The sequence below is a fragment of the Sphingomonas sp. 2378 genome (assembly GCF_038084995.1).
Taxonomy (GTDB): domain Bacteria; phylum Pseudomonadota; class Alphaproteobacteria; order Sphingomonadales; family Sphingomonadaceae; genus Sphingomonas.
The window spans coordinates 25,951-37,771 of record NZ_JAXCMJ010000035.1 but is presented as its reverse complement, the minus strand read 5'-3'; the positions used below and the strand labels follow the sequence as shown (position 1 = coordinate 37,771).

Annotated in this window: 12 protein-coding genes and 1 tRNA gene; 5 read left to right on the top strand and 8 right to left on the bottom strand. The window is 66.1% G+C overall.

The window, feature by feature from the left end:
- On the top strand, positions 1–193 hold a 193-nt coding region (locus SM191_RS15000), incomplete at its 5' end, for a hypothetical protein (RefSeq protein WP_341506900.1).
- Positions 168–1,817, top strand: a complete 1,650-nt coding sequence (locus tag SM191_RS19880; protein ID WP_445949871.1) for a recombinase family protein — start codon at positions 168–170, stop codon at positions 1,815–1,817. The genes SM191_RS15000 and SM191_RS19880, both read left to right, overlap by 26 nt.
- Here the strand turns inward: SM191_RS19880 and SM191_RS14990 are convergent.
- A tRNA-Arg gene (locus SM191_RS14990) sits at positions 1,776–1,852 on the bottom strand. The two genes, SM191_RS19880 and SM191_RS14990, sit on opposite strands and share 42 nt — an antisense overlap.
- Before the next feature lie 117 nt (positions 1,853–1,969).
- Between SM191_RS14990 and SM191_RS14985 the strand changes: the two genes are divergently transcribed.
- Positions 1,970–2,671, top strand: coding sequence for a queuosine precursor transporter (locus tag SM191_RS14985; RefSeq protein ID WP_341506902.1), 702 nt, complete (start codon positions 1,970–1,972; stop codon positions 2,669–2,671).
- A 331-nt stretch (positions 2,672–3,002) separates the two neighbouring features.
- Here the strand turns inward: SM191_RS14985 and purQ are convergent, their stop codons facing one another.
- The 4 genes from purQ to SM191_RS14965 all read right to left on the bottom strand — a co-directional run bounded on the left by purQ (position 3,003) and on the right by SM191_RS14965 (position 5,391).
- Positions 3,003–3,671: a phosphoribosylformylglycinamidine synthase subunit PurQ gene (gene purQ, locus SM191_RS14980; protein WP_341506898.1), complete on the bottom strand. Its 669-nt coding sequence runs from the start codon at positions 3,669–3,671 to the stop codon at positions 3,003–3,005.
- Complete coding sequence (purS, locus tag SM191_RS14975; protein WP_175313981.1) at positions 3,671–3,901, bottom strand: phosphoribosylformylglycinamidine synthase subunit PurS; 231 nt, start codon at positions 3,899–3,901, stop codon at positions 3,671–3,673. The genes purQ and purS overlap by 1 nt, the downstream gene beginning before the upstream one ends.
- A complete protein-coding gene (gene purC, locus SM191_RS14970) occupies positions 3,898–4,680 on the bottom strand; it encodes a phosphoribosylaminoimidazolesuccinocarboxamide synthase (RefSeq protein ID WP_058744537.1) in 783 nt (260 codons plus the stop codon). The genes purS and purC overlap by 4 nt, the downstream gene beginning before the upstream one ends.
- A gap of 69 nt (positions 4,681–4,749) precedes the next feature.
- Positions 4,750–5,391, bottom strand: a complete 642-nt coding sequence (locus SM191_RS14965) for a hypothetical protein (protein ID WP_341506897.1) — start codon at positions 5,389–5,391, stop codon at positions 4,750–4,752.
- An 89-nt stretch (positions 5,392–5,480) separates the two neighbouring features.
- Between SM191_RS14965 and parC the strand changes: the two genes are divergently transcribed.
- Both parC and SM191_RS14955 read left to right on the top strand, forming a co-directional pair.
- A complete protein-coding gene (gene parC, locus SM191_RS14960) occupies positions 5,481–7,733 on the top strand; it encodes a DNA topoisomerase IV subunit A (protein ID WP_341506896.1) in 2,253 nt (750 codons plus the stop codon).
- Between the two features lie 193 nt (positions 7,734–7,926).
- Positions 7,927–9,519 carry a putative bifunctional diguanylate cyclase/phosphodiesterase gene (locus SM191_RS14955; protein WP_341506895.1) on the top strand — a complete coding sequence of 531 codons (1,593 nt, stop codon included), beginning with the start codon at positions 7,927–7,929 and terminating at the stop codon, positions 9,517–9,519.
- Here the strand turns inward: SM191_RS14955 and SM191_RS14950 are convergent.
- The 3 genes from SM191_RS14950 to SM191_RS14940 are packed head-to-tail and all read right to left on the bottom strand — an operon-like array spanning position 9,510 to position 11,820.
- Positions 9,510–10,670: a CCA tRNA nucleotidyltransferase gene (locus tag SM191_RS14950; RefSeq protein ID WP_341506894.1), complete on the bottom strand. Its 1,161-nt coding sequence runs from the start codon at positions 10,668–10,670 to the stop codon at positions 9,510–9,512. The genes SM191_RS14955 and SM191_RS14950 overlap by 10 nt on opposite strands.
- Positions 10,658–11,251: a CoA pyrophosphatase gene (locus SM191_RS14945; RefSeq protein ID WP_341506893.1), complete on the bottom strand. Its 594-nt coding sequence runs from the start codon at positions 11,249–11,251 to the stop codon at positions 10,658–10,660. Before SM191_RS14945 ends, SM191_RS14950 begins: the two co-directional genes overlap by 13 nt.
- Positions 11,248–11,820, bottom strand: coding sequence for a DUF1285 domain-containing protein (locus SM191_RS14940; RefSeq protein WP_341506892.1), 573 nt, complete (start codon positions 11,818–11,820; stop codon positions 11,248–11,250). Before SM191_RS14940 ends, SM191_RS14945 begins: the two co-directional genes overlap by 4 nt.
- Position 11,821: the final 1 nt, after the last annotated feature.

Here is an 11,821-nt window from a genome sequence, read left to right as displayed (position 1 = left end):
AACGACCCAGGCGACCTCCCCGTCGCCGGTCGGTGATGCGCGCCTCAACGATCCGGGGCTTGTCAGCGCGGCCTTCGACGATTCATGGTCGACCCTCGAACAGGAGGTCGCGCTGATCGATCGGCTGTTCGGCGGCGAGATCGCCGCGCTGTTCGAAAGGCCTGGTCATGGGAAACGACACGTTCGCGGGTAAGCGCGTCTTCGTCTACGCGCGGGTTTCGACCACGCGGCAGGAGAAGAACGACCTGTCGCTGCCGGATCAGATCGCCACCGCCGAACGCTGGATCGAGGATCATGGCGCGCAGGCCGTCCGAGTCTTCTCAGAGGCGGGCAGCGCTACCGACGATCATCGGCGCGCCTTCCGCGAGATGATCGCGCTCGCCGAGTCGGACGAGCACCCGGTCGACATCATTCTCGCGCATTCGCTGTCGCGGCTGTTCCGCAACGCGCTCGACTTCATGCAGTATCGCGAGCGGCTCCGCAGCAAAAAGATCCGCATTATTTCGGTGACGCAGAATTTCGGCGACGATCCGACGTCCGACCTCGCCGTGTCGATGCTCGCCGTCTTCGACGAATATCATTCCGCCGAGAACGCCAAGCACGTTCGTCGCACCATGGTGGCCAACGCCGTCAACGGTTTCTGGAACGGGCAGACGCCGCCGATCGGCTTCCGCACCTGCACCGTGCCGCAGGCGCGCGGCAAGGACCGCAAAAAGCTGGAGCATGACCCCGAGACCGTCGACATGGTCCGCTACATCTTCAGGACGTACCTTGAGGGCACGGCGAGCGGGCCGATCGGTGTCACGGGCTTGGCGCATCACCTCAACGAACGCGGCTACCGTATCCGGGGCAAGCGGTTCAGCATCGGCACGCTGCACAACATCCTGACCAACACCGCCTATATCGGCTATGTCATCTTCAACCGCCGGGACTCGCGGACGGGCGAGACGCGGCCGGAAAGCGATTGGGTGCCGATCCCGGTCCCGCCGATTATCGATGAAGAGACGTTCTACGCGGTCCGCCAGCAGATGGCCGATCGTGACCCACGGATGGGCGAAGCGGCTGCGAAGACCAACATGAACCTGCTGACCAGCCGCGCGGTCTGCGGTTGCGGGGGGGACGGCTGTGGTGCGGGGATGATGACCAGCACCGGCAAGTCCGGTCAGTATCGCTATTACGCCTGTTCGGCGCGGATCAAGCGCGGACCGGAAGCATGCTCGGGACGCCGCGTTCCGATGGAGCAGCTGGACGATCTGGTCGTCGGCGCGGTGACCCGCCATCTCGTCCAGCCGGAACGGCTGACCACGCTTCTGCAGACATGGCTGGACCGGTCGGCCACCGCCGTCGCGGAGCGCGCCGCTGAACTGAAACGGCTACGCGCCCGGCTGACCCAACTCGATGGCGAAAGCGCTAGCGTAATCAGGCTGGTCCGGAACAACACGCTGAGCCCCGACGATCCGCAAGTCGCCAGTGAACTCGGCAACATCCGTGCGCAGAAGGCCAGCACCCAAGCCGACATCGCCGTCCTCGAACGGCAGCTCGACGCTGGTGATCGGCGAATCACGCCTGAAATCATCGCCCGGTTCGGCGATCTGCTTCGCCGTAAGCTAGACGAATCGGACGGCAGGATGCGCAAGGAATACATCCACCTGCTCGTGGACCGCGTCGAAGTCGGCGACCGCGAGGTTCGGATCACGGGGCGTAACGCGATGCTGGAACGCGCGATCATAGCATCCCAGACGCCGAGTGCCGCAGTGCCCAAAGCTGAACAGAAATGGCGCGCCCGGAGGGATTCGAACCCCCGACCGAGGAGGTAGAAGCTCCTTGCTCTATCCAACTGAGCTACGGACGCGCGGATGGCGGGGTTCCTAGCGTGGTTTGCTTGGGTTGGGAATGGCGATAAATACCGATCCGAACGGCGCGAAGGGGCAGGGGTTTGAACGTGGAACGGGTGGTCGCGGACCGCGACATGGAACGGGGCGCGTTCCGGTGGTTCGACTTCGTCATGGCGGCGTTCGTCACCATCCTGCTGCTCTCCAACGTCATCGGCGCGGGGAAGGTCGCGGTCATCAACCTGCCGCTCATTGGCGAATGGCCGTTCGGGGCGGGTATCCTGTTCTTTCCGCTTAGCTATGTGATCGGCGACGTGCTGACCGAAGTCTATGGTTATGCGCGAGCCCGGCGGGTGATCTGGGCGGGGACGGCGGCGGTGCTGTTCATGGCGTTCATGAGCTTCGTCGTCGTCGCGCTGCCTCCGGCTCCGACCTGGACCAACCAGGCGGCCTATGAGGTGATCTTCGGGCAGGTGCCGCGTATCGTCTTCGCCAGCGTCTGCGCCTTCTGGGCGGGGGAGTTCACCAATGCCTATGTCATGGCGCGGATGAAGGTGTGGACGGGCGGGCGGCACCTCTGGTCGCGGACCATCGGCTCGACGCTGGTGGGGCAGGGGGTGGACAGCCTGATCTTCTATCCGCTGGCCTTTTGGGGGGCGGAAGGGTGGACGACGCATCTGGTGATCGTCGTTCTGTTCACCCAATGGGCGCTGAAAGTGGGCTGGGAGGTGATCCTGACTCCGGTGACCTATCTGATCGTCGGCTGGCTGAAGCGGGCCGAGGGGGTGGACGTGTTTGACGAGGGGACAGACTTCACGCCGTTCCGGGCGCGGGTTTGAGCGAGGATTTGGTTCGCGCGAAGCCGCGATGACGCGAAGGTTTTTTATAAGAGATTGGTTCGCGCGGAGGCGCGGAGGACGCAGAGAGGGCGGACGCAGCGGCAGCTTCATGCTTCTGTCAAAAACCTGAGTGGGGCAGGAAGACGTCGCCAAGTACGAGACACCTCCGCGTCCTCCGCGCCTCCGCGCCTCCGCGCGAACCAACCTTCTTCTTCGCGTCATCGCGGCTTCGTGTGAACTCCAATGAAAAGGGGAAGCGAGCCACCCCACTTCCCCTTTCAAATGTCATCCCGTGGCCTTCGACTTCGCTCAGGCTGAACGGAGGTAAAGGTTACGCTCCCACCATCTCCAGCAGGCCCTCGAACAGGCGTCGGCCATGGTCGCCGCCGTGCGCGGCTTCGATGCGGCGCTCGGGGTGGGGCATCATGCCCAGCACGTTGCGACGCTCGTTCAGCACGCCCGCGATGCCCCGGGCCGAGCCGTTCACGTCCTCGGCATAGCGGAACGCCACGCGGCCTTCGCCTTCCAGCCGGTCCAGCGTCTCGGCATCGGCGAAGTAATTGCCGTCATGATGCGCGACGGGAATGCGGATCGTCTCGCCCTCGGCATAGAGGCGCGTGAAGGCGCTGTCGGTGTTCGCCACCTCCAGGTCCACGTCGCGGCACACGAAGTTGAGCGACCGGTTGCGCATCAGCGCGCCGGGCAGCAGCCCGGTCTCCGCCAGTACCTGGAAGCCGTTGCACACGCCGAACACCGGCATGCCCTTGTTCGCGCTGTCCACCACCGCGCGCATGATCGGCGAGCGGGCCGCGATCGCGCCGCAGCGGAGGTAATCGCCATAGGAAAAGCCGCCCGGCACGCCGATCAGCCCCAGCCCCTCGGGGAGTTCGTTGTCGCCGTGCCAGACCATGGCCGGCTTGACGCCCGTCACCGCCTCCAGCGCGACGGCGAGGTCGCGGTCGCAGTTCGAGCCCGGAAAGACGATCACGGCGGTCTTCATCAGGCGCGCTCCACCCGGTAATTCTCGATCACGGTGTTGGCCAGCAACTGGCGGCACATCTCATCGATCTGCGCGTCGGTCGTCTCGTCGGCGACCTGCATCTCGATCAGCTTGCCTGCGCGCACGTCGTCGACGCCCGCAAAGCCCAGGCTGCCCAGCGCGTGCTGGATCGCCTTGCCCTGCGGATCGAGCACGCCGGGCTTCAGGGTGACGAAAATCTTCAGCTTCATGACTTGCCCCGGCTCTTGCGGTGTTCTTCCAGGTCGAGGACGGCGGTGTCGCCCCCCTCGGGCAGCAGGCCCAGACGGCGCGCCACTTCCTGATAGGCCTCCACCTCGCCGCCCAGGTCGCGACGAAAGCGATCCTTGTCCAGCTTTTCGTTGGTGGTCATGTCCCACAGGCGGCAGCCATCGGGGCTGATCTCGTCGGCCAGGATGATCCGGCCGAAGTCATTGTCCCAGATGCGGCCGAATTCCAGCTTGAAGTCGACCAGGCGGATGCCGATCGCGGCGAACATCCCCGACAGGAAATCGTTCACGCGGATCGCCAGGTCGGCGATGTCGTGCATCTCTTCCTGGCTGGCCCAGCCGAAGCAGGCGATATGCTCGTCGGTGACCATCGGGTCGCCCAGCGCATCGTCCTTGTAATAATATTCGATGATCGTGCGGGGCAGCTTCACGCCCTCTTCGATGCCCAGACGCTTGGACAGCGAGCCCGCCGCGACGTTGCGCACCACGACTTCGATCGGCACGATCTCGACCTGGCGGATCAGCTGCTCGCGCATGTTCAGGCGGCGGATGAAGTGGGTCGGCACGCCGATATGGTCGAGCATGGTGAAGACATGCTCGGAGATGCGGTTGTTCAGCACGCCCTTGCCGTTGATCGTGCCCTTTTTCTGGGCATTGAACGCGGTGGCGTCGTCCTTGAAATACTGGATCAGCGTGCCGGGCTCGGGGCCCTCGTACAGGATCTTGGCCTTGCCTTCGTAGATTTGGCGGCGGCGAGCCATGCGGCGGTCCCCTGAAATGAGTACGGCCCCGGCGCCCCCATGCTGAGGCCCGAGGCGGGATGGGGCGGCCTATAAAGGAAGGAGCGCGGCGGTGCAATGGAGCCGGGCATGCGGATAGGATTCCGCCCTGAAATGGACATGACAAGATAAAAATGCCGTCACCTTTGGTCCATGATGGATAAATGGTCGATGATCGATGAAAATAACGTAACGCGGAAAGAACAGGAAACCGATCGTCGAAGTTGTTGGTTCTTGGACATGCTTGCAAAGGAGGTGGTCATGAACAAGTTGATGATCGGTGTTGTTGGTGGGGCTCTGGTGCTGACGGCGGGAACTGCCGTTGCGCGGCCGATTGATGCAGCACAGCAGCCGCTGATCTGAGAGCAGGCGCATGTCCCGCTCGCCAACGGCATGGAGGCCATCGCGGTGGTCAAGAACGGCAACAACGAACGCACAGTCGCCTGCCGCGACACGGCGGATGTCCTCGCCACCTTCCGCCCCGAGGTCGTCGCCTTCGCGCCCGGCCACACGACAAAGGGCAAGGCCGTGACCAAGGAGGAGGTCGCCGGGGTCGAGACCTTCACCCCCGTCGCCTTCCAGAACTGCACCGTAGCCGCGGGCGATCACTTCCAGCAGGATGTGGCGCAGGCCCAGGCGAACCAGTCGTAATTCGCCCGGCGTCGCCGGACAGAAAGCGGGCGCGATACCCATCGCGCCCGCTTTCGTCCTTTGAGGGGGCGTTCCCTATTTGATCCGCCCGATTGCCCCGGCCCCAAGGGCTTGCTAGAAGCTCATGCTCCATGGCGATCGATCTCCGCGACAATCCCCCCGTCGGCATCCTCGATGCCCCGTTCGACAGTGCGTTGTCCGAGCGGTATCTGGTCTATGCGCTGTCCACGATCACCGCGCGCTCGCTGCCCGATGTGCGCGACGGGCTGAAGCCCGTGCACCGGCGGCTGCTCTGGGCGATGCGGCTACTGAAGCTCGATCCGGCGGCGGGCTATAAGAAGTGCGCGCGTGTCGTCGGCGATGTGATCGGTAAATATCACCCGCATGGCGACCAGTCGGTCTATGACGCGATGGTCCGCCTGGCGCAGGATTTCGCACTGCGTTATCCGCTGGTCGACGGGCAGGGCAACTTCGGCAATATCGACGGCGATAACGCCGCCGCGTACCGTTATACCGAGGCGCGGCTGACCCAGGTCGCGATCGACCTGATGGACGGGCTGGACGAAGACGCCGTCGCCTATCGCCCGACCTATAATGGCGAGGAGCAGGAGCCCGAACTCTTCCCCGGCCTGTTCCCCAATCTGCTGGCGAACGGCGCGAGTGGCATCGCGGTCGGCATGGCGACCAGCATCCCGCCCCACAACGCCGCGGAGTTGCTGGAGGCCGCGATCCTGCTGGTGGACCAGCCGGATGCGGACGACGATGCGATCCTGGCGCTGGTCAAGGGGCCGGACTTCCCCACCGGCGGTCTCGTCGTCGATGCGCCCGCCATCCTGCGCGAAAGCTACACCACCGGCCGGGGCGGCTTCCGCGTCCGCGCCCGCTGGGAGATCGAGCGGGAGAAGGGCGGCGGCTGGCAGATCGTCATCAGCGAAATCCCCTACGGCGTCGCCAAGGGCAAGCTGATCGAACAGATCGCCACGCTCATCAACGACAAGAAGCTGCCGATCCTGGCGGATGTTCGCGACGAATCGGATGCCCAGGTCCGCATCGTGCTGGAGCCGCGCGCGCGCACCGTCGATCCGCAGGTGCTGATGGACGGGTTGTTCCGCTTCTCCGATCTGGAGACGCGGGTCAGCCTGAACCTCAACGTGCTGGACAAGGACCGCACCCCGCGCGTCATGAGCTTGCGCGAGGCACTGGCCGCCTGGGTCGAGCATCAGTTCGTGGTGCTGCGCCGTCGCTCCGAACATCGCCTGGGCAAGATCGCCGACCGGATCGAACTGCTCGAAGGCTATCTGGTCGCCTATCTCAACCTGGACCGCGTGATCGAGATCATCCGCACCGAGGATGAGCCCAAGGCGGTGATGATCGAGGAATTTCGCCTGACCGACCGTCAGGCCGAGGCGATCCTCAACATGCGCCTCCGGTCGCTCCGCCGCCTCGAAGAATTCGAGATTCGCGGCGAGCGCGACAAGCTGGACAAGGAACGCGAGCAACTGACCTTGCTGCTCGGCTCCGAACAGCGCCAGCGGACGCGGATGAAAAAGGATCTTGGCAAGATCCGCGACCGCTATGGCCCCGAAACCGTACTGGGCGCACGCCGCACGCTGATCGAGGAAGCCGCGCCGACCCGCGACATACCCCTGGAGGCGATGATCGAACGCGAACCGATCACCGTCATCCTGTCGCAGCGCGGCTGGATCCGCGCGATGAAGGGGCATGTCGATCTCGCCTCCGCCGACACCGCCAAGTTCAAGGAAGGGGACGGCCCCGCCTTCGCCTTCCACGCGCAGACGACCGACAAGCTGTTGCTGGCGGCGGCGAACGGGCGGTTCTTCACGCTTTCCGCCGACAAGCTGCCGGGCGGGCGCGGCTTCGGCGAGCCGGTGCGCGCGATGATCGACCTGGACGGATCGATCGGCATCGTCGGCTTCCTGCCTGCCGCCCGCGCCGCCAAGCTGCTGGTCGCGGCATCGGACGGGCGCGGCTTCATCGTGCCCGCCGCCGACACCATCGCCGAGACGCGGAAAGGAAAGACGGTGCTGACCCCACGCGCCGGAGCGACGTTGAAGGTCGTGCGACCGATCGGCCCCGAGCATGATTATGTCGCGGCGATCGGCGACAATCGCAAATTGCTGGTCTTCCCCCTGACCGAGTTCGTCGAGCTGTCGCGCGGCACCGGCGTCCAGTTGCAACGCTATCGGGACGGCGGTCTGTCGGATGCGACGACCTTTACGTTCAAGGACGGCCTCAGTTGGACCATGGGCGGGGAAAGCGGGCGGACCCGCACGGAAACCGATCTGTCGGCCTGGCGAACGGCGCGCGGTGCGGCGGGACGGATGCCGCCGACCGGCTTCCCCCGCGACAATCGGTTCGACTGACGGGACTCGGTCTGCCGCTATTCTAAAGGCTTAGGACGAAGGCCGCGGATCGGGCGAAGCTTATCTCGCTCATTTTTAGGCGGTTTTAACGTTCGTCCGCTATTCGGAGCAGGAGATGGCTTCGATTGCTTATCCGACGCAACGTCCTTCGGCGCGAAGATTCGCGTCGCTGACGTCATGCGCGATCCGGATCATGGCGATTCCGGCGGCGGAAATCCGACTGTCCCAAGGGCGCCTGACCGTCGCCGCCGTCAACGATGCATTCCGTCGCGCCGGGTTGGACGAAGACCGGACCCAGACGATGCTGATGACCGAGCTGGCGCAGCGGATCGAGGCGTTTCTGGCGTCCGACCAGGGCTCGGTCGAATTCCCGCTGCAACTGGGCGACGCGATCGACTGCCGCTATTTCCAGGCGACGTTGACGCGGCCTGCGGAAGGGGAGACTGGCATTTGCGTCCTCATGCTGGTCGATCACACGGCGCAGCATCATACCGAGCGCAGCCTTCGTCGCGAGATGACGACCGACAGCCTGACCGGCCTGCCCAATCGGCAGGGCTTTGGCGACCTGATCGAATCGGTGATGGCGACGGGGCAGCGCCATGCGGTGCTGGTCATCGACCTCAACCGGTTCGGGCGGCTGAACGCCTGTATGGGGTCGCTGGTCGGGGACGAGTTGCTCATCACCGTGGCCCGCCGGGTCAAGGGGGCGCTGCGGTCGCGCGACTCGATCGGCCGGATCGGCGGCAACGAATTCGGCATCCTGATGATGATCGACGGCAGCGAGGACGAGGCGCATGTCCTGGCCGAACGGATCGACCGCGCGATGCGCGCGCCGTTCCGGCTGACCGATTACGAGGTCAATGTCGAGGCATCGGTCGGCATCGCCTTCAACGAGGGGCCGGACGGCGATGCGGAGGAGCTTATCCGCCACGCCCAGTTCGCGGTCAAACACGCCAAGTCGGCGGGCCGCACCGAAATCTATCACCCCCAGGCCTTCACCATCGCGCGCGCCCAGTTCGCGATGGAAACCGCGCTTCGCCGGGCGATCGAGCAGGACGGCCTGCATCTGGCCTACCAACCGATCTGCGACCTTTCGACGGGCAAGACCGTCGCGTTCGAGGCGCTGGCGCGCTGGTGCGACGTGGACGGGCAGAATCACTCGCCGACCGACTTCATTCCCGTCGCGGAGGAGTCTGGCCTCATCGTGCCGCTGGGTCGCTGGGCGGTGCATGAGGGGTTGCGGCAACTGGCCGAGTGGGACCGGGCGGCGGGCGGCAATTGCGGCGTTCGCCTGTCGGTCAATGTCTCGGCGATCCAGTTGCAGCGCGACGATATCCCGGCGCTGATCGAATCGGCGCTGGCGGGTGCGGGGATCTCGGGCGACCGGCTGACGCTGGAGTTGACCGAGAGCGCGATCGTCGGCGATCCCGACCGGGTGACCGCGATCATGAAGGCGATGAAGGCGCTGGGCACCACCATCGCGATGGACGATTTCGGCACCGGCTATTCCAGCCTGGCCTATCTTCAGAAGCTGCCCATCGATGTGCTGAAGATCGATCGCAGCTTCATCAACGGCATGCTGGCCGACCGCGACAAGATCGCCATCGTCCGTGCGATCCTGGGCCTGGCGCAGGCCCTGGGCATGCAGACGACCGCCGAGGGGATCGAGGCGATCGAGCTGGGCCATACGCTGGCGGCGCTGGGATGCACCTATGGCCAGGGATATTTCTATGCCCGCCCGCTCGAGCCCGATGCCGCCTGGGCGATGATCGCCGATCAGGCCTGAGCCACCGCCGCGTCGGCCAGTTCGCCGACCCGCGCCGCATCGGGGAAGCCTTCCGCGATCCAGCGGCTTTCGACCTGCCGCAACAGCCGCGCCACCTCCGGCCCCTTGCCGATGCCGCGCGCCACCAGTGCCCCGCCGGTCAGCGGCAGGGTGGGCGGGGTCCAGTCGCGGATCGCGTCGACCGGTTCGCCCGCCAGCAGCAGACGATCCACCGCGCCCGCGACGCCGACGCGATAGGCGAGCGCATGGGGGCCTTCGTCGCCCGGCCCTGCGGTCGCGGCGATCAGGCGCTTGCGGTCGAGGTTGGACAGCTTCAACCGCGCGCCCACCGCCTCGGCGGCCTGTGGGGGAAGAAGCGCGGCGAGGCGGCGGATGGCATCGGGTGCGACCCCCGCCGTCCCCTCGCGTTCCATCAGGACGGCAAGCCGCGCGGCGCCTTCGGCATCGATCTCCGGAATGACCGCGCGAAAGATACCGCGTTCGACCATCAGCGCGATCACCGGCACCGCGCGCGGCGCCACCAGCAGCTTGAGCAGTTCCGCCGCGATCCGCTCCCGCGACAGGGCCATGAGGTCGTTGGCGCGCCGGGTACAGGCCTCCAGCCCGACCTCGTCCACCGCCTGGCCGAAGCGCGCATGGAAGCGGAAGAAGCGCAGGATGCGAAGATGATCCTCGGCGATGCGCTGCAACGGATCGCCGATGAAGCGCACCCGCCCCGCCTTCAGATCGTCCAGCCCGCCGAAATAGTCGAACAGCTCGCCGCTCGCCGGATCGGCATAGAGCGCGTTCATCGTGAAGTCGCGCCGCGCCGCATCCTCTCGCCAGTCGTCGGTGAAGGCGACGACGGCATGGCGGCCATCGGTCGATACGTCGCGGCGCAGCGTCGTGACCTCGACCGGGCCATCGGGCAGGACGGCGGTGACGGTGCCATGCGCGATTCCGGTCGGCACCGGTTTGAAGCCGCTGTCGCGCACCCGCTCGATCACCGTTTCCGGCGAAAGCGGCGTGGCCAGATCGATATCTGCCACCGCATGGCCCAGCAACGAGTCGCGCACCGCCCCGCCGACGAAACGCGCTTCCAGCCGCTGCGCCAGCGCGATCAACTCCGCGCGTTCCACCCAGGGCGCGGTCACAGGGTTCAGGCCGCCCATTGCAGCCGCCGCGACAGGTTGACGATCATCGCGGCGGTCGCGCCCCAGATGCGCCGGTCGTTCCATAATATCTCGTAGAAATACCGGGTCCGCCCGCGCCACGGCGCGCTGACCCGGTGGTGATGGGCAGGATCGAGGAGGAAGGCGAGCGGCACCTCGAACAGGTCGGCCACCTCCGCCTCTGCGGGGTGCAGCGTCAGGTCGGGCGGAATGACGCCCAGCACCGGCGTCACCTCGAACCCCGTGACGGTGCGATAGCGGTCGGCCAGCCCGACTACGGTGACGATGCCGGGGCGCAGGCCGATCTCCTCTTCCGCCTCGCGCAGCGCGGTCGCGACCAGATCGGCATCGCCCGGATCGGCGCGCCCACCGGGAAAGGCGATCTGCCCGGCATGGTTGCGCAGCGTGTCGGTCCGCTGGGTCAGGACGACGCCCGGCTCGGCGCGGTCGGTGACGGGCACCAGCACGGCGGCGGCGGTGGGTGTCGCCGTCATGTCGTGCGGCTCGATTCCGTCGCCGGTCAGCAGGTCGGCGGCGGGAATACGCGCCATCGCCTGGGCCAGCCTTTCGGCCAGCGTCATGCGGCGGTCGCGTCCGTCAGAGGAAAGAAGACAGTGTCGCTCCATACCCCCGGCACCTGGTCGTCACCGACCAGCGCGCGTTCGGCCAGTTCGTAATAGACGGGTCGCGCGATCAACGCCTCCAGCCCGTCGCGAACGTGCAGATAGGGGCGGGGGCCATCCTCCCCCTCGACGAAGCGCAGCGGATGCGCGGGACCGGCGGCGACCAGATCGCCGGTATTGAGCTGGAACACCAGCCGACCGTCCCGGCCTTCGCCCTCGGCCTTCATCGCCACCGCCACGAAGGGGGCGTCCTCGACAGCGATGTCCAGCTTTTCGACCGGGGTGACCAGGACGTGGCGGCCATCGGGTTCGCGCCGCAGGATGGTGGAGAACAGCCGGACCATGGCGGGGCGGGTGATCGGGCTGCCCTGGTGAAACCAGGTGCCGTCGCGCGCGATCCGCATCTCGCTGTCGCCGCAATGGCTGGGATTCCATTGCGATACGGGCGGCAGTTTCTGCGCCTCCATCGCCTGGACGATTTCGGCGAGGCTGAGCGAGGACAGGTCGGGGGGCGGCGCCATCGGCATG